The organism is Serratia sp. 25CWL12 (assembly GCF_055790885.1).
The window spans coordinates 4001653-4019937 of record NZ_CM147698.1 but is presented as its reverse complement, the minus strand read 5'-3'; the positions used below and the strand labels follow the sequence as shown (position 1 = coordinate 4019937).

General features: G+C 46.0%; 13 protein-coding genes and 4 pseudogenes. 4 read left to right on the top strand and 13 right to left on the bottom strand.

The window, feature by feature from the left end:
- Positions 1-10 precede the first annotated feature (10 nt).
- The 4 genes and pseudogenes from ACX9GV_RS17480 to narI form a co-directional block, all read left to right on the top strand.
- Positions 11-3660, top strand: a pseudogene (locus tag ACX9GV_RS17480) (nitrate reductase subunit alpha); the annotation flags it as partial.
- A 98-nt stretch (positions 3661-3758) separates the two neighbouring features.
- A pseudogene (gene narH, locus ACX9GV_RS17475) lies at positions 3759-5299 on the top strand (nitrate reductase subunit beta).
- The gene (gene narJ / locus ACX9GV_RS17470) at positions 5296-6057 is read left to right on the top strand and encodes a nitrate reductase molybdenum cofactor assembly chaperone (protein ID WP_473196364.1); all 762 of its coding nucleotides are present in this window, start codon (positions 5296-5298) and stop codon (positions 6055-6057) included. Before narH ends, narJ begins: the two are co-directional and overlap by 4 nt.
- A complete protein-coding gene (gene narI, locus ACX9GV_RS17465; protein WP_473196363.1) occupies positions 6054-6731 on the top strand; it encodes a respiratory nitrate reductase subunit gamma in 678 nt (225 codons plus the stop codon). Before narJ ends, narI begins: the two co-directional genes overlap by 4 nt.
- A gap of 454 nt (positions 6732-7185) precedes the next feature.
- Here the strand turns inward: narI and pfkA are convergent, their stop codons facing one another.
- The 13 genes and pseudogenes from pfkA to ACX9GV_RS17400 all read right to left on the bottom strand — a co-directional run bounded on the left by pfkA (position 7186) and on the right by ACX9GV_RS17400 (position 18174).
- Positions 7186-8148: a 6-phosphofructokinase gene (pfkA, locus tag ACX9GV_RS17460; RefSeq protein ID WP_023490686.1), complete on the bottom strand. Its 963-nt coding sequence runs from the start codon at positions 8146-8148 to the stop codon at positions 7186-7188.
- 275 nt (positions 8149-8423) lie between these two features.
- On the bottom strand, positions 8424-9326 hold the full coding sequence (gene fieF, locus ACX9GV_RS17455; protein ID WP_473196362.1) for a CDF family cation-efflux transporter FieF: 903 nt from the start codon (positions 9324-9326) through the stop codon (positions 8424-8426).
- Positions 9327-9967: 641 nt separating this feature from the next.
- Positions 9968-11277: pseudogene (locus ACX9GV_RS17450) on the bottom strand (purine-cytosine permease family protein).
- A 10-nt stretch (positions 11278-11287) separates the two neighbouring features.
- The gene (locus tag ACX9GV_RS17445) at positions 11288-11965 is read right to left on the bottom strand and encodes a LuxR C-terminal-related transcriptional regulator (RefSeq protein ID WP_473196361.1); all 678 of its coding nucleotides are present in this window, start codon (positions 11963-11965) and stop codon (positions 11288-11290) included.
- A 404-nt stretch (positions 11966-12369) separates the two neighbouring features.
- Entirely contained in the window at positions 12370-12681 is a 312-nt protein-coding gene (locus ACX9GV_RS17440) for a helix-turn-helix domain-containing protein (protein WP_473196360.1), read from the bottom strand.
- Positions 12682-12994: 313 nt separating this feature from the next.
- Positions 12995-13474 carry a hypothetical protein gene (locus ACX9GV_RS17435; protein ID WP_473198065.1) on the bottom strand — a complete coding sequence of 160 codons (480 nt, stop codon included), beginning with the start codon at positions 13472-13474 and terminating at the stop codon, positions 12995-12997.
- 90 nt (positions 13475-13564) lie between these two features.
- Positions 13565-13696 (bottom strand): annotated as a pseudogene (locus ACX9GV_RS17430) (type II toxin-antitoxin system RelE/ParE family toxin); the annotation flags it as partial.
- Positions 13693-13977 carry a type II toxin-antitoxin system ParD family antitoxin gene (locus ACX9GV_RS17425; protein ID WP_473198064.1) on the bottom strand — a complete coding sequence of 95 codons (285 nt, stop codon included), beginning with the start codon at positions 13975-13977 and terminating at the stop codon, positions 13693-13695. The pseudogene ACX9GV_RS17430 and the gene ACX9GV_RS17425, both read right to left, overlap by 4 nt.
- Positions 13978-14253: 276 nt before the next feature.
- Positions 14254-14631: a barstar family protein gene (locus tag ACX9GV_RS17420; RefSeq protein WP_473196359.1), complete on the bottom strand. Its 378-nt coding sequence runs from the start codon at positions 14629-14631 to the stop codon at positions 14254-14256.
- Between the two features lie 192 nt (positions 14632-14823).
- Positions 14824-15129, bottom strand: coding sequence for a type II toxin-antitoxin system RelE/ParE family toxin (locus ACX9GV_RS17415; RefSeq protein ID WP_473196358.1), 306 nt, complete (start codon positions 15127-15129; stop codon positions 14824-14826).
- Complete coding sequence (locus ACX9GV_RS17410) at positions 15126-15410, bottom strand: damage-inducible protein J (RefSeq protein WP_473196357.1); 285 nt, start codon at positions 15408-15410, stop codon at positions 15126-15128. The genes ACX9GV_RS17415 and ACX9GV_RS17410 overlap by 4 nt, the downstream gene beginning before the upstream one ends.
- 245 nt (positions 15411-15655) lie before the next feature.
- Positions 15656-16987, bottom strand: a complete 1332-nt coding sequence (locus ACX9GV_RS17405; RefSeq protein WP_473196356.1) for a gluconate:H+ symporter — start codon at positions 16985-16987, stop codon at positions 15656-15658.
- Positions 16988-17187: 200 nt separating this feature from the next.
- Positions 17188-18174 (bottom strand): C-terminal binding protein, encoded by a 987-nt coding sequence (locus ACX9GV_RS17400; protein WP_473196355.1) that lies wholly within the window; start codon positions 18172-18174, stop codon positions 17188-17190.
- Positions 18175-18285 lie beyond the last annotated feature (111 nt).

The following is an 18285-nucleotide window of genomic DNA, read 5'->3' as shown; positions in this document are numbered from 1 at the left end:
AGATCCCCGAATGAGCAAATTTCTTGACAGATTTCGGTATTTTAAACAACTTGCTGAGCCTTTCGCACAGGGATACGGCCAGACACTCGACACCAATCGTGATTGGGAGGACGGTTATCGCAGTCGTTGGCAGCATGATAAAATTGTGCGTTCTACCCATGGTGTGAATTGCACTGGCTCATGTAGCTGGAAAATTTATGTCAAAAATGGTCTGGTCACTTGGGAGACCCAGCAAACCGATTATCCCCGCACTCGCCCGGATTTACCTAATCATGAACCCAGAGGTTGCCCACGGGGGGCCAGTTATTCTTGGTATTTATACAGTGCCAACCGGTTGAAATACCCGATGATGCGTAAGAACCTGTTACAACTGTGGCGTGCAGCTAAAGCACTGCACAGTGACCCAGTAGAGGCATGGGCTTCAATTGTCGGTGACAGCGTAAAAACAAAAAGCTACAAGCAAGCCCGTGGTCGCGGGGGGATTGTCCGTTCCAGCTGGCAAGAAGTGAATGAATTGATTGCAGCGGCTAACGTATACACCGCCAAACAGTATGGGCCAGACCGGATTATCGGTTTCTCCCCCATTCCAGCAATGTCAATGGTCTCTTATGCAGCTGGCTCGCGTTACCTCTCGCTAATCGGCGGCGTTTGTCTCAGTTTCTATGATTGGTATTGTGATTTGCCACCCGCATCGCCGATGACTTGGGGCGAGCAAACAGATGTTCCGGAATCCGCCGATTGGTACAACTCATCTTATATCATTGCCTGGGGGTCTAACGTTCCACAGACCCGGACGCCTGATGCTCACTTCTTTACGGAAGTCCGTTACAAAGGTACCAAGACGGTAGCGGTGACACCAGATTATGCAGAAGTGGCGAAATTGTGCGATCAGTGGCTGAATCCGAAACAAGGAACCGACAGCGCCATGGCAATGGCGATGGGCCATGTGATCCTCAATGAGTTCCATCTACAACGACAAAGCAGCTATTTTGTTGAATACATGCGGCAGTATACCGATATGCCGATGCTGGTTCTGCTTGAACCTCGCGATGCAGGATATTACGCCGCTGGGCGTTTGCTGCGGGCCGCCGATTTGGTGGATAACCTTGGCGAGGAAAATAATCCTGAATGGAAAACCATTGCTATAGATAGCAATAGTGGGCAATTAGTCGCACCACAAGGTTCTATCGGTTATCGTTGGGGTGAGAAAGGTAAATGGAATCTTGAACAGCGCGATGGAAAAACACAACAGGAAGTCTCACTGCAACTCAGTTTACTAGGGCAGCACGATGATATCGTCAGTGTCGGTTTCCCCTATTTTGGCGGCGAAATCAGTGAGAATTTCCAAAGTGTTGCCTTGGAAGAAGTTCTGCAACATAAGCTGCCAGTAAAGCGGTTGCAATTAGCCGATGGTAGTGAAGCACTGATCACCAGCGTTTATGATCTGATGATGGCTAATTATGGTCTTGATCGTGGTTTGCACGATGCGAATACCGCCAATAGTTATGATGATATCAAAGCCTATACCCCAGCCTGGGCTGAGAAGATTACTGGTGTGGCGCGTCAGGATATTATTCGTATTGCCCGTGAGTTTGCTGATAACGCCGAGAAGACACACGGCCGTTCAATGATTATTGTTGGTGCCGGTATCAACCACTGGTATCACATGGATATGACCTACCGCGCATTGATTAACATGCTGATCTTCTGCGGTTGTGTCGGGCAAAGTGGGGGGGCTGGGCGCACTATGTCGGGCAAGAAAAATTGCGACCACAGACTGGCTGGTTACCTCTGGCATTTGGTCTCGATTGGCAGCGCCCACCACGCCATATGAATGGGACCTCATTTTTCTACAACCACTCCAGCCAGTGGCGTTATGAGACCGTCAGTACCACCCAGATGCTCTCCCCGCTGGCAGATAGCTCTCGCTTTAGCCCAAGCCTAATTGATCTGAATGTTCGCGCTGAACGGATGGGTTGGTTACCCTCAGCCCCACAACTCAACTGTAACCCGTTGACCATTGCTACTCACGCGCAACAAGCGGATAAGACCCCCGTTGAATACACCGTCGAGAGTCTTAAAAACGGATCACTACGATTTGCCGCCGAACAACCTGATGACCCACAAAACTTCCCAAGAAACCTGTTTGTCTGGCGCTCTAACCTATTGGGTTCTTCCGGTAAAGGGCATGAGTACATGCTGAAATACTTACTGGGCACAGAAAATGGCATTCAAGGTAAGGACCTTGGCCTACAGGGGGGAGTGAAGCCAGAAGAAGTGGAGTGGCAGGATAATGGAGCTGAAGGTAAGTTGGATCTGGTTGTGACATTAGATTTTCGGATGTCCAGCACTTGCCTCTACTCAGATATCATTTTACCCACCGCGACGTGGTATGAAAAAGACGACATGAATACCTCGGATATGCACCCGTTTATTCACCCGTTGTCGGCGGCCGTGGATCCAGCATGGGAGTCTAAAAGTGACTGGGATATCTACAAAGGTATCGCCGAAAGCTTTTCACGGGTTTGTGTCGGGCATTTAGGTCAGGAAACCGATGTGGTGACCTTACCTATCCAACATGATTCACCCGCTGAACTGGCACAGCCCTACGGTGTTAAGGACTGGAAAAAAGGAGAATGTGAGCTGATCCCAGGTCAAACCGCGCCTCATATTATGGTGGTCGAACGAGATTATCCGGCAACCTATGCCCGTTTTACCGCACTGGGGCCATTGTTGGAAAAATTAGGAAATGGTGGCAAGGGAATCAACTGGAATACCCAGACTGAAGTCGATTTCCTTAAACAATTGAATCATACCAACGCTGATGGTCCTGCGGCCGGACGGCCAAAAATTGACACGGCCATTGATGCCGCGGAAGTGATTTTATCACTGGCACCAGAGACTAACGGGCAAGTCGCGGTAAAAGCCTGGCGAGCATTAGAGCAACTGACCGGTCGTGAACATGCACATCTGGCCTTAAACAAAGAAGATGAAAAGATTCGCTTCCGTGATATTCAGGCTCAACCACGCAAAATCATCTCCAGCCCAACCTGGTCAGGTCTGGAAGATGAACATGTTTCTTACAATGCCTGCTACACCAACGTTCATGAGTTGATTCCCTGGCGCACCCTTTCCGGCCGTCAGCAGCTTTATCAAGATCATGAATGGATGCGTGCCTTTGGTGAGAGTTTGTTGTGCTATCGCCCACCGATTGATACTCGTGCGGCGCAGCCTTTATTGAATAAAAAGCCAAACGGTAATCCGGAGAAAGCCCTTAATTTCCTGACGCCTCATCAGAAGTGGGGGATTCACTCCACTTACAGTGACAACTTATTGATGTTGACCCTATCGAGGGGCGGCCCAATTGTCTGGTTGAGTGAAGATGATGCTAAAGAGTTGATGATCGAAGATAACGACTGGATCGAGGCATTTAACAGCAATGGGGCATTAACTGCTCGTGCGGTGGTCAGCCAGCGTATTCCATCAGGTATGACCATGATGTATCACGCACAAGAACGCATCATTAACATCCCAGGCTCTGAGATCACTGGTCAGCGTGGCGGTATCCATAATTCGGTCACCCGTATCAGCCCAAAACCGACCCATATGATTGGGGGATATGCACAATTGGCCTACGGCTTTAACTACTACGGCACGGTAGGGTCTAATCGTGACGAATTCGTGGTAGTGCGAAAGATGAATAATATCGATTGGCTGGATGATGAACCGCAGAAAGCGAGTAAAACCGGGGGCAAACTATGAAAATCCGCTCACAAGTTGGCATGGTTCTGAATCTGGATAAGTGTATTGGTTGCCATACCTGTTCGGTAACCTGCAAAAATGTCTGGACCAGTCGTGAAGGTATGGAATATGCCTGGTTTAACAACGTCGAGAGCAAACCTGGTCTGGGCTATCCGCATGACTGGGAAAATCAGGATAAATGGAAGGGAGGCTGGATCCGCAAAATTAATGGCAAGTTGGCACCGCGTATGGGGGGAGGGTCGGTGTCTTATCCAAGATCTTTGCTAACCCAGATGTGCCAGCATTGGATGACTATTACGAACCCTTTGATTTTGATTACCAGCACTTACATAACGCGCCCGCAGGAAAACATCAACCGGTTGCTCGTCCGCGGTCACTGATCACCGGTCAACGGATGGAGAAAATCGAGAACGGCCCTAACTGGGAGGAAATTCTCGGCGGAGAGTTTTCAAAACGTTCCAAAGATCAGAATTTCGCCCACATGCAGAAGGAGATGTATGGGCAATTTGAACATACCTTCATGATGTATTTACCACGGTTATGTGAGCATTGCCTCAATCCCGCCTGTGTGGCGACCTGCCCAAGTGGTGCAATTTATAAGCGGGCTGAAGATGGTATTGTTTTGATTGATCAGGATAAATGCCGAGGTTGGCGTATGTGCCTGACTGGTTGCCCATATAAGAAAATCTATTTTAACTGGAAAAGTGGTAAGTCTGAGAAGTGTATTTTCTGTTATCCACGCATTGAATCTGGTGAACCAACGGTTTGTTCTGAAACTTGCGTTGGGCGCATTCGCTATCTGGGAGTGCTGTTGTATGACGCTGATGCAATTGAACAGGCGGCGTCAGAAGTAGATGAAAAAAATCTTTATCAACGGCAATTGGATATCTTCCTCGACCCTAACGATCCTGAGGTCATTGCCCAAGCAGAGAAAGACGGAATTCCAGCCAGTGTGATTGACGCAGCACAGCGCTCGCCAGTGTACAAAATGGCCGTGGAGTGGAGACTTGCACTCCCTCTACATCCTGAATATCGGACTTTACCGATGGTATGGTATGTCCCGCCATTGTCGCCGATTCAGTCAGCGGCAGATTCAGGTGCTCTGCCACATAACGGCGTTCTACCTGATGTAGAAAGCCTGCGTATTCCAGTACAATATCTGGCCAATTTATTGACCGCAGGTGATACCCAGCCGGTATTAATGGCGCTAAAACGAATGATGGCAATGCGGCACTATAAGCGGGCCGAAATGGTTGAAGGAAAAAATGATCTCCGTGCGTTAGAGGCGGTTGGACTAACAGAAGTGCAGGTGCAGGAGATGTACCGCTATCTGGCGATTGCCAATTATGAGGACCGTTTTGTTATCCCATCCAGTCACCGCGAAATTGCCCGTGATGCATTCCCTGAAAGCAAAGGTTGTGGTTTCAGTTTTGGTGATGGTTGTCATGGTAGTGACAGTCGCTTCAACTTGTTTAATAGCCGCCGTATTGATGCCGTTGATGTGACCAAGAAGACGGATCAGGGGGGCCAATTATGATGAGTTTGCGTATCATTTCCCGCTTGCTGGAATACCCGGACGCTGAGCTGTGGCTACACCAGCAAGAGCTGATTGAAGCATTGACCGAGGCCGATGAACTTACGGCTGAACAGTGCCAAATACTCAGAGAGTTCATCAGTACATTGTGTGGTGGCGAACTGCTTGATTGCCAGGCGGACTATTGTGCTCTGTTCGATCGTGGCCGCGCCACCTCGCTGTTATTGTTTGAACATGTGCATGGCGAATCACGAGATCGTGGTCAAGCCATGGTAGACCTCATGGCACAGTATCAACGTGCAGGGTTGATGCTCGACTGTAAAGAGTTACCAGATTTTCTACCACTTTATCTTGAGTATCTGGTTAGTCAGCCTGCAGCTGAAATCACATTAGGTTTACAGGATATCGCGCCAATTCTGGCACTCTTGGGAGCGCGTCTACACCAGCGCGATAGCAAATATGCTCAGTTGTTTGATTTGCTATTAGCCCTGTCAGGCAGCGATATTCACAGTGAGAATCTTGATGATAAAGTGGCGGGAGAAACCCGTGACGACACACCCAAGGCGTTGGACGCCGTATGGGAAGAGGAGCAAGTGAAATTTCTCGGCACGGAAGGCTGCTCCTCGGCTCAACAGGGACGTCACCAAAAGGGCATTTCCGATGTTGTACTGCCGCAATATCTCAATATTCAGTCCGCATCAGAGGCAAAAAAAGCGGTTCAGTACAATGCGGCAACGGATGATAAAGGAGTCAGATTATGAACTTTTTGAATAAATTCTTTTTTGAGATTTATCCTTATCTGGCACTGATCATTTTCTTGTTGGGGAGTTGGTTACGCTACGATTATGGCCAATATAGCTGGCGTGCAGGCTCCAGCCAGATGTTGGATAAAAAGGGGGTACGTCTAGCGTCTAATTTATTCCACATTGGTATTTTGGGCATATTCTTTGGTCATGTGCTGGGTATGTTGACCCCACATTGGATGTATGAATCCTTTTTACCCATAGAGATAAAACAAAAGATGGCGATGATCGCCGGCGGCGCTTGCGGCATCATAATGCTGATTGGCGGCGTCTTGCTACTGCGCAGGAGGCTGACCAATCCACGAATCAGGGCAACAAGTACCCCGGTTGATATTTTGATCTTGGTGCTGTTGGTGGTGCAAGTTAGTCTGGGATTGCTGAGTATACCGTTTTCAGCTCAGCATATGGACGGCAGTGAGATGATGAAATTGGTCGGTTGGGCACAATCAATTGCGACGTTTCACACCGGTGCATCAGCCTATCTGACGGATGTTGCACTGATTTTCAAATTGCATATTGTGCTGGGACTAACGCTGTTTGTACTGTTCCCATTCTCACGACTTGTCCATATCTGGAGTGTCCCTGTCGAATATCTGACCCGTCGGTATCAGTTGGTACGTAACCGCCATTAACAATGATTAAGCTCAGTCCGTAGGTATCGTTATTCACCTGCGGACTGAAACGGGTTGATGCACTGGTAGTGGTGCCTTGCGCTCGCTCCTCTTGCATCACCAGTTTCTTACGCCAAGCCATGGATTTCAGTGTTGCGATGTAATAGGCCAAGCGCAACGATAGTGGCGGACAAAGTCAGGTTATCAATCAACAATAAAGAGAGTCGCTTGTCGGGATCGGTCGACCGTATTATCCACGAGCTGTTGCATCGCAGAACGCAAACATCGTTCCGTAGTAGCTGCTTCCTTGGGTGCAATGGACTCTCGATAATTGATGCAATCGTCTTCTGAAAACAACACCTGAGTTCGTAGAATACCGAACCCAGGCCCTGAAAACCGCTTAACATGAACTTTCCAACTTTATGGGGTCAGTCCAAAACTGGGGCTCTTTGACAGCAATTCGCTTGAGGAGGGATCAATAAAGTTTCTTTGCCGTTTCCAGCCAATCGCCTTTGAATGGACGTTTCATGTTTTCGATCGCATCTACGATATCATGGTGTACCATTTTCTCGTTCTGGATACCGACACAGCGACCACCATAGCCTTGTACCAGTAAATCGATGGCATACGCCCCCATGCGGGAAGCCAGGATACGGTCATAAGCGACCGGTGAACCACCACGTTGAATATGGCCCAGCACAGTGGCTCGGGTTTCACGCTGGGTTTTCTCCTCGATATGACGCGCCAGCTCATCAATATCACAGACGTGTTCAGTGATCGCCACAATGGCGTGTTTCTTACCTTTGTCGATACCGGCTTGAATTTCATCAACCAAATCATCACGGTTGAATTCGGTTTCTGGCAACACGATAAACTCACAGCCGCCCGCAATCGCTGCAGCCAGGGTCAGATCGCCACAGTAACGACCCATCACTTCCACAATGGAAATACGCTGGTGGGATGAAGAAGTATCCCGCAGGCGGTCAATCGCTTCCACCACGGTTTCCAATGCGGTGAAGTAACCAATGGTATAGTCAGTTCCAGCCACGTCATTATCGATAGTTCCTGGCAGGCCAATACAAGGGAACCCCTCTTCTGTCAGGCGTTTTGCCCCCATATAGGAACCGTCACCACCAATAACCACCAGGGCATCAATACCGTGCTTTCTCAGGTTTTCGATCGCCTTGGCACGTACGTTTTCATCTCTGAATTCCGGGAAACGTGCCGAACCTAGAAAGGTACCGCCACGGTTAATCATGTCGGACACGCTAAAGCGGTCTAGTTGTTCCATGCGGTCTTCGTACAAACCAAGGTAGCCATCGTAAATACCGAATACTTCCAGACCTTCTGACAACGCAGCACGCACCACGCCACGGATGGCCGCATTCATACCTGGGGCATCGCCGCCACTTGTCAGTACACCGATTTTTTTGATCATGACTACCTCTGAACTGATTAATGCAATTTTTTAAGGATTCTGTCTTCGCCAGCTACCCTGGTACTCGTCACTGACGAAAAAACCCGGTTTACGGCTTTTATTGCTCGATTTTATAGCAAAAACACCTAGCTGAATTGATTCAGGTCACACAATATCAAGGTAAGAGTCTTATGTGATAGCCTGGGATAGATCAATATTACGCAATTCACAACAGCTTGACTAATAGATAAACCTAATAGCCCAGTAGAGCATTAGGTAAGACTCAGATAGCTTGATTATAGTTCCCACTTGCCTTGTTGGCCTGGTGGTACGACAGACCAAGGATCCATGTGGATAATCACATCCGCCCCCGGGAAACGCTGCAATAGCGCCTGCTCAATCTCTTCGACAATGTTGTGTGCCTGTACCAACGGCAAGTCATCGTCCATTTCCAGATGTAATTGAATAAAGCGTGTGGGCCCAGATTGCCGAGTCCGCAGGTCGTGCGCACCCGTGACGCCAGGGCGGGAAGAGACCACATCAATAATTGCCTGGTGCTCATCCTCTGGCAAGGCGCGGTCCAGCAACGATTGCACTGCCTCATAGGCCATACGTAGCGCGCTATAAAGAATATAAACCCCAATGCCTAGAGCAAACAGAGCATCTGCCCGGTGGAACCCGTACCAACTGAGCCCCAGAGCCACCAGAATGGCACTGTTCATCAAAACATCTGACTGATAGTGCAACATATCGGCACGTACCGCCTGGCTACGGGTTTTTCTCACCACCCAACGTTGGTAAGACACCAGAACCAGGGTGCTCACCAGGGCAATTACCGTAACAATCACACCGATGCCCGGAGAATTAAGCGGTTGTGGGGCATACAGATGCTGAAAACCGGTAAGAAACAGAAACAGGGCAGAACCAGAGATGAACATGCTTTGCGCCAGCGCCGCCAGCGACTCCGCTTTACCATGACCGAAAGCATGTTTGGCATCCGCCGGTTGCAGGGAATAACGCACCACCAGTAGGTTGGTCACTGAAGCGGCGATGTCAACCAATGAGTCTACCAAGGCCGCCAGCAAGCTCACCGAGCCAGTGAGATACCAGGCCAATATTTTTATTAACAGCAAAACAGATGCAACCGTGGTAGCAGCTAAAGCAGCAGACTGCACCAGACGCGCATATTGCTTTTCCATAAGGAATCCCGAAAAAATTTGATGTGCTCAGTATAACGAAAGTTCAGGCAAAAAGGGGCCTGTCGTTCAGGCGAGTTCGGTGACTTTGTTATTGGTTCAGCGCTCAAGGCGGGTCACCATAAGGCCCCGTTTGATTTTGATGACGCCTCTTTCTTCAGTGGTGTTCAGTATTAACTGGTCGTGCTGCCACCCTTGTGAGCCGATGACGGTACCCCTGCCAGCGAAGTAACCAGCCTCAGCAATATTTCTAAGGTTAAGTGGGGATGAAGTGACGGACGTTGTGGTTGATTACTAATGGATAAAAAATAGGCATTTAGTACCTTATTGCGTGATTGGGGAGGAAAACGGATTGACAAGTGACCAGTGATTTACAACAATGTTTAGGAATTTTCTTAGAAGATTTCCCTGGTGTTGGCCAATTTGGCATCTGATCCTTTAATCGGGATCAGTTTTTTTTGGGTATTTTTAATGTCTCGTTCTTTTCGCCAGTAGGCTTAGCACCCTATTTCAGGGGCTTCCTCCATACAGTAACGCGACTCTCTACTTCTCCCGTTCGCTCTGGGTGTTGGTGAGTGGCAATAAAATGGGCCCATTACTGAGCCCAAGATTAATCATATCGTCAAACTATTTAACGCAAATAGTCAGTCAAGCTGCAATGGTCTATTCATCAGCTTATATCGGTATAAAAGCACGGTGACAACATAGTAAAACAGACTGGCTGCAACTAACGCGTTGATGGCAGGAACCCCCACAGTAATGACAAACCCGATAGTAGCCCCGAATACACATCCGAGGATGCCGGGCCAGACGATATTAGGGGTATTCTCCTGATCAGGTAGCGTTTCTGTAATGCGGGAATTGTCCAACACTTGTTTATAGGTTCGTACAAAATAGAATTCAACCAGCATAATGCCGACAATTGGGGGAACAGAATGCCCATCAGTTCCAGGAAGTCAATGAACCGATCCAGAATACCCATAATGGACAAGGTTGTTCCAACCGCGCCAATGCACAATGTGGTGATGACATAGTTAAGTTTAATGCCAAACAGGCACTCAACCGCATTTGCCAACCCCAGGGAAGACGAGTAAAGGTTAAGGTCATTAACACGCAGGGTTGAGAAAATCACAATCAATAAACCTACCCCGCCAGCCGCCGTGGACATAATGGTTACCACATCCGCAGAATTAATGCAGCGCGCCAGGGTAATCGCCAGCCCATTCACAATAAACTCACCCACAATGATGGTGATAAGCGATACACCCAGCACTTGCTTTTTACTGCTGAGATAACGTGTGATATCCGGTGTTGTCAAGGCTGCCACTGTGTAGGAGCCGATGATAATGGTGATAGCGGAACTGATGCTAATCACTTCACCGCTTGGCTGGGCTTGTATCAATGCTGGAATATCATGCCCTGAAAGAGTGATAAATGAGAGATAACAAATGGCGGCGATAAACAGTGGGATGGCAAATTTCGCTATCCACCGCAGGGCTTTAAATCCAATAGAAACCAACAGAGTTAATAAGATACCGGCGATGGCCGCCGAAACTTTAAAACCAAGATGCCCACCGAAGGCAAAATCCAGCGACTTGCCAAATATCGCGGTTTGAATGCCAAACCAACCCATTAAACTGATGGCGATAACGATACCTATCAGTGCAGAGCCAATACGACCAAAGCCACACCATCTTGCCAACAAACTACAGGACATGCCCTCTTTCATACCGGCAACGCCCATACCATAGGTCAGAACACCGCAGATGATACTGGCAATCAAAATCGCGGTATAGGCATCAAAAATCGACATGCCATGCCCTAACGCTGCCCCTAACATAAACTGATCCAGTGCCGTGAGCATACCAGCATGAACAAGAGCAACACCAATGAAAGGTAAGCGTCCATTACGAGGGACGCGTTTTAATGCATATTCATCTATTTCTTTTGACACTCTATTACCCTCAAATAAACTTAATGCCTCTCACAATAAAATCTTCTGGTATATAGCAGTCCAGGCCAATAACCAAAGCATACTCAATAAACTGATGCAGACTGGATACTTCTGCTTTTTGATATATTGAATAAATATGTCGCTCAATGGTTCTGGGGGCAATATCTAAAATTCGAGATATTTCTTTGGCTGAATGTCGCTGTATCAAGAAAAATATGACTTTCAGCTCTGTTGGCGTAAAGGTATCGTTGGGGGCTAATGAACTGATGAACCGGGCTTTTTCACTTTTGAAATAGTTCATCGGGGTTAGTAATTGGAAGGGGCGTGAAGACCAGATAGTCCCTACCACAGTATCACCACGGAAAATAGGATACTTATCACCGATATAGGTAGAAAGATGAGAATGTCCATACCAAGTGCTGGTTTCTATAACCGGGACATCTTTCTTTGTCTGCATGACCATAAGATCCTGAGTCGTGTAGTCATCAGCCAATTCACTCCAGTCGGCTGGAACTTCTTGGTCAAGTCTTCCTACAATGTCATAGCCACGGGGGAGATTCTGCATTCTTGCCCCAGCAGCATTGACATAAACATTGACGGACTCAAGATCCTTGATACCCCAGGGGACATCAGTCATTTCGAGATAAGGTATGAGTTCTTCCAACGAGTTTTTAATATAATAAGACATCGGCTACCATCCATTGGTTTAGTGTGGTTTTTCAGCATACATTAACATATCTGAAGCATCAAGGGAAACTGGAGTCTAATGAGTACGTAATAAGTACGTATATACAAGCCGGGTTTATAAAGTAGACTCAAAATAGGCTAACACTAGGGAAACCGATAAATATAAATAATGCGGGAGTAATATTGATAAATATTAACTCTTGTTTGGCTAAGAAAATAGAATGGCCTTATTATACCCGGTGAGTATAGAGCTCGCTGGGTTTTTTTATATTTATACTTGTGGTACTTCGCGGTTGGCAATATTTATTAAACTATTATCATCAATAAAGCGTTTTTTCATTGCCGACATGGGTGATCGTCGCGATAGGCTCGCCATAGAGCAGCACATTCAGTGTGGATACATTGTTACTCATCTGAGTCTTCATCCAAGCGATAGGCTGGAGATACTTGTTCCCCCTCATCCTGATTACCTTCGGCGCTGCGAATAATTGACTTAATGGCCGGCACAGATTTTTTGGGTGCAACAAACAGTTCCAAGTCGAGCACGCGCGCCAGAGTAATCAAACTGGATACCCTTAGGTCAACACCACCCGATTCGATTTTCGAGATATGGCTCTGCGGCACACCAGAGCGGGCGCTTAGCTCTCTTTGGCTAAATCCCTTGCGCACACGCGCTTCTCTTAAGTTTTTCAGTATTTGCTCGGTTATATAATTCATATTTGATATGTTTTACTATATCGACAATTAATAAATATATATCAAAGCATATCAAAATAATCGCAATAGTTCAAAGTTGATTAGTTTTAATATATCAAATCTGCATATTTGATATGTTTTAATAGATAAGAAGGTATCCATGGTGTTTTCGGGGGCCGTTTGGGATTCGGAGATTTACCGCTCCTCCTCGGCCTGTTCTTCTGCTCGTTGGCGCATCACTTTTGTCAGTCAGACTCGTTCTCTGTCTTTCCGCTGCTCTGGGGATTATCCGGGTGCTGTAGGGCTTAGATTTACACATAGGGGCTGTAGATGCTTAAGTAAATATTTCACAATAACTGATCCTTTCCTGCTGCTCATAGGGTAATGAAAGAGAGTCAAGGATGTTTAGTTCATCACCTAAGTTAATGATAATTAAATCAAGGTCACTATCAAAAACTAACTTTATACCGATAATGGCTTTTTCTGTATCAGAGTGAATCACCAAAACTTTTGACACTACCTTCCCAATATATCGGTAAAATAAGTACGTGTCTGCCATGCTCATGAGCACTTCTTTACCATATTCACCAAGATCACTTTCTTGCATAGGTAATTCAGTCAACGCAAGCGTTGAACCATCTTTTCCACAGCGAAAGCTAATATCCTGATTGATACCAGAGAAAATTAACTGTAACTGTTGAGGATGCTCCAAGTCAGGAGTTTCAAAAAAATATATCAATCCATTAACACCGTAGAGTTTTTTACCGATAACACTCCGGCTCCATGCATGATATTTTTCTGGAAAATAATTCATAGTGGGACTCCCTTTAGGGTATTTATCGCGGAACTTTTTGCGTTTCTTCCGACGACTCTGGGAAAAGCACATTGATATCTCTGGCTCCGTTTCACTTATCTGCAGGCATTGCCGATATAACTCCTCGGTAAAGTTCAGTGCCCTTAACGGATTATTCTAGGCGATATAGTCGCCTATGGCTTCGATGTCATGCTCCGCCAGTGGCGATAAATTCAGCTTCATTCGTTCTTCTTACCTTCTGCCATACAGCGGTATTGACGTGTCAGTCGGTTAAACACCGATTCCGCTTCTTTACTTTCACCGCTGTTTATACCTGCACTGACCGCTTTTAGTAGTGATTCCAATTTTATCTGTTGCTCCCGTTCCTCCAGTGCGCGAAGTCCGGCTTGGATAACCTCACTGGTATTGTTGTAGCGCCCACTTGCAATCTGTTCCTGGAAGAACGCCTCGAAGTAAGGACTCACCGCCGGGCTAGTAAGCCACTTCTCTCTATACCGTTTTATTCCTGTTAACGTTGCATCCTCATAGCCAAATTCAACGCCACAACAATCACATATATTAAAAGTCGGGTTCTTTCCATCATCCCCCCAAGGAGGATCTGACTGCTCAGATCCACAGACTCGACATACATAAAACTCATTTTCACTGTGCATTAAAAATAGTCCAGATTTGTTTCATAACCATGATCCGTCGGATTGGGTTTGAATGTAGTCCGATTTAGGGTTTAGATGTTGGAACCCCGTCCAGTTTGGCCGGGAGTCTTAATTCTGTTTACCGAATCAGCAAGATGGTAGTAACCGTTCGATTGCTTTTTTATCTTTCTCATGGAAAACGATCTCCAGTTGATGCCCCTCATCATTTTTCCAATCCAAGACAGAGTTTTTTAATACCTCTAAATATATACATAAGTCAGCATCAGGAATATTCGGTAATGACTCATGTATGATCATTACTTTATTTTCACTAATCCAATCTAAGTTACGTAAGCAATCATAGAGAGAATTCCAGTTGAGCCCAAAATATCCAGGGAGCCAAAGTAAGTAATAAAGAGATTTTAACAACTCATCAGTATCAGCAATGGTAGGGTCCACCCTGGCGATAAAAACCTCATCATTTCCATAACATAATGATTTATCTGAAAATATAAACAAACTCATAGTATCATTACCTAATCTTGTGAACGTCTGATAGTGATTATTCGTATAGTAAGCCTCACCATTTTGTCCAACAATAATTCTTTGAGGCCCTGGGCATGAGATATTTGGCGCTGGATGAACATATTCCTTATGCTATCCAGCAGGTTGCGTGGGCACTTATCCCCATTTATTCACAGAGAGCGAGTTAGCTAGCTAGCTTTTGCTATACCATCCAGCTATTTTCCGGGAGGTGTGTAGTACTCGAAGAACCCGAACAACACTCCCTTCAACGACATAGACGATAATAAACGGGAAGCGTGGAACCACCAGTTTGCGCTGTTTCTCGGTATTTCCTGCTTTTACCCCTGCCAACAGATTATCCTGAAGGATATTCGCCATGCCGACGAACTTGTCATCTGTGGCGCTGGCTATGGATAGACCCGCTTCTTGGTACAGGTAACGGAAGATAGTCTCGCGGTCTGCCTGTGCCTGTTTTTCCCACTGAACAACTGATGTCACAGTTTGCCCCGCGCTGCCTGCATTTTCAGCTCATTCATGTGGCTATTCATTTCATCGTTGCTGATAAAATCGCCTTCACCGCCATCATAGCGGCTGAACGCTTCCATTATTTGCTGCTCCAACCAGCCATCATGTTCACTGTTTTGATAACGACGCTCCTCCTCGGCCAGTTCTTCTGCTCGCCGGCGCATCACCTCTGTCAGAGTCGTTCTCTGTCTTTCCGCTGCTTGCATCGCCAAGCGTTTGGTCTCTTCATCGATTCTGAAGTGGACTGTACTCATTATCATCCCACCGTGTGGTGTCATTCGTGTTGTCATTATGCGAGTTATTTTTGGGGCTGTCACTCTCTTAACGGCGATATCGTCGCCGATGGCTTCGATGTGGCAATGACTAAATCTTTATGAAAACGGTAAGTCCATTCCCTGGCAGGAAGCACGGTCAGGCAAAGGTGTCGCAGTATTAGGGGCAGCTATTTAAGGATTCCATCGCTGGCCGCCTACAAGCAACTCGAATTATTTTGTATATATCAAATTATGCCGATCACGGTATTTAAGACAATAACCCCGATAAGGCCATACAATGCCAGTAATGTTGCCTGTACACACCACACTTTCACGGTTTGGATTATCGAAAGATTAAAGTATTCTTTAATAAACCAAAAGGCGACATCATTAGGTGGTCCTCCAAATACGGATGCGGTACATATTGCCAATACCATCAGTTCTGCATTAGCACCGGTAGAGTTTAATATGGGTAATATAATGGCTGAGGCGGTGAGCACAGTCACGGTTGCTGAGCCAACACACAATCTGATGCTACAGGTTATCAGCCAGGCAAGGAGGAGGGGAGATATATCCCATGTTCTGGTGATATCGGCAATATAATCCGCCATACCGCTATCCAGTATGACTTGTTTGAATGCACCACCTCCGCCGAATACAAAAAGCAAGGCCCCCATGCTGATGATGGAAGACTCGACACTTTTCATTAAATCTTGCATCTTTCTTCGCCCACCACGCAGACCAAAAACGTATAAGGCAATAAAAACAGAGATTAACAAGGCAATGTCTGGGTTACCGATAAATGTTAAGATTATTTTAATGCTGGAGTCCTTCGCCAACATAAACTCACAAAGAACACTAATTAAAATAAGGGCGACTGGAAAAAATGCCGTAAGCAGACTGAGTGATAAACTGGGAAGATCTTCATCATTAAAGCTTTTTTTGGCAATAAGATTTTCGGGGATATCGATATCCCATTTTGAGTAAAGTTTTGGCATGGATAACCCGAATATTAACGCGCCGGGTATGGATATTATTAACCCATATATCAATATAATACCAATATTAGCCTGATTGAGCACGGAGGCAACTGCAACCGGCCCGGGATGTGGGGGAAGGAAACAATGTGTCAATGTAATTGCCATTAAAAATGGCAGCCCGACCTTCAGTAACTTGACTCGCGCTTCTATAGCGATGGTGTAAACAATGGGAATAATCAAAACGAAGCTCACTTCCCAGAATAAAATGACACCAAGAATAAATGAAGCAAGGCAAATTGCCCAAGTGACATATTTTTGACCAAATACTCTGAGTAGATTGGAGGCTATACTTTGGGCTCCTCCTCCTTCAGCGATGAGCGTGCCAAATATAGCGCCGAGAACAACAATGATGCCGATATGTCCAAAGGTGCTCCCAAGGCCATGCTCTATTGATTTAACAATGCTTAACGGCTCCATGCCTTGCATAAGCCCAACAAAGATAGCTGCGAGCATTAAAGCAAGAAAACCATTCAGCTTAAATGCAATAATTAAAGTGAACAGTAATATTACACCGGAAAGCAATATAACCAGAGGCATGGCAGGCTCCTTTTTTATCGATTCGCTTTAAAGCTTTATAACTAGCTGCTCAATAGTTTACTGTTGATTTTTAAATTTCATACAATCTATGAGATGGAAAATAATTTTAATTAATAAAATAGCCTCTATAAATTTATAGTGAATGTGTGTTACTGAAGAAATAGTGGTTATATTGAGCTTTATTGCTTAATGATTGCTATTTATCGAGATTGACCGATAATTTCTTTGTTGACTACATTGTAGGCATCCCCACCGTTTAAAAAAGAAATTGCTGTTTCTGTCGCCATTCTTTTTAAGGCCTCGAAGGACTCTAATGACCTATATCCTATATGTGGGGTCACAATCACATTTGGCCTACCTATAAGTTCTTGGCACAGGCCTTTAGGTGGTTCCTCTTCTAAGACATCAAAGCCAATAGCTTTTATTTTACCTGAATCTAACGCTCGAATGATGGCATGAGTATCTACCAAAGCCCCACGTGCTGTATTAATAATAAAAAGGCCATCTTTAGCTTTGGCCAGCGTTTCATCATTGATGATATGATGGGTTTCTTCATTCAATGGTGCCATAACAACAAGAATATCGGAGTGCTGAAGCAGAAAATCTAAGCTAACACTCTCAACCCCTGCTGAAGTAAAAAAATGAGAGGGAAGGTGAGGATCGAAAGCAATTTGCGAATATCCCAATGGCGTTAAAAAACAAGATAATTTACGAGCGATACGCCCGAAACCAAGGAGGCCAACAGTTCGCTGACTGACTCGCCGCATTGCATAACCTGTGTCCTCATTCCACTCTCCGCTGTGTACGCTATTATTGTACAGAACTATTTTCCGCTCCAGTGCAAGAAGTAAACTGAGCGCATGGATTGCAACTTCTTCCACGCCATAGTCCGGCACGTTGCAGGCAAGGACTCTATTTTTAGTAAATGCTGGTAAGTCGAGATTATCAACACCAATACCACTTCGAACCACCATGCGTAAATTCGGTAAATTCTTGAGTAAATCATCATCCATAGGGAGATAAATACAGATTGCCGCATCGGCATCCTGTGCTGTTTGAATTGCATCTTCAGGGGTGACACAGTCAAGAACATCGAAGGCTATTCCATTGCTGGAACAGAGTTCTTTAATTTTATCAAATTCCCCTTCAGGATAATGGTGCCCATCCAGTACAACTAATTTTTTCATCGTAACGCTCCAGGGTTTCTGTTGTTTATTTTATATTTGTCATATTTAAAGTTGCATGTTCACGGGTTGTGCTTTCTCTCTGGGAAGGTGAGAGTGTCGCTAGAAAACGAG

What these genes read in the sequence shown, in the direction of transcription:
- narJ (WP_473196364.1), top strand. Translation starts at nt 5,296, where the DNA reads ATGATGAGTTTGCGTATCATTTCCCGCTTGCTGGAATACCCGGACGCT.
- narI (WP_473196363.1), top strand. Translation starts at nt 6,054, where the DNA reads ATGAACTTTTTGAATAAATTCTTTTTTGAGATTTATCCTTATCTGGCA.
- pfkA (WP_023490686.1), bottom strand. Translation starts at nt 8,148, where the DNA reads ATGATCAAAAAAATCGGTGTACTGACAAGTGGCGGCGATGCCCCAGGT.
- fieF (WP_473196362.1), bottom strand. Translation starts at nt 9,326, where the DNA reads ATGGAAAAGCAATATGCGCGTCTGGTGCAGTCTGCTGCTTTAGCTGCT.
- ACX9GV_RS17445 (WP_473196361.1), bottom strand. Translation starts at nt 11,965, where the DNA reads ATGTCTTATTATATTAAAAACTCGTTGGAAGAACTCATACCTTATCTC.
- ACX9GV_RS17440 (WP_473196360.1), bottom strand. Translation starts at nt 12,681, where the DNA reads ATGAATTATATAACCGAGCAAATACTGAAAAACTTAAGAGAAGCGCGT.
- ACX9GV_RS17435 (WP_473198065.1), bottom strand. Translation starts at nt 13,474, where the DNA reads ATGAATTATTTTCCAGAAAAATATCATGCATGGAGCCGGAGTGTTATC.
- ACX9GV_RS17420 (WP_473196359.1), bottom strand. Translation starts at nt 14,631, where the DNA reads ATGAGTTTGTTTATATTTTCAGATAAATCATTATGTTATGGAAATGAT.
- ACX9GV_RS17410 (WP_473196357.1), bottom strand. Translation starts at nt 15,410, where the DNA reads ATGAGTACAGTCCACTTCAGAATCGATGAAGAGACCAAACGCTTGGCG.
- ACX9GV_RS17405 (WP_473196356.1), bottom strand. Translation starts at nt 16,987, where the DNA reads ATGCCTCTGGTTATATTGCTTTCCGGTGTAATATTACTGTTCACTTTA.
- ACX9GV_RS17400 (WP_473196355.1), bottom strand. Translation starts at nt 18,174, where the DNA reads ATGAAAAAATTAGTTGTACTGGATGGGCACCATTATCCTGAAGGGGAA.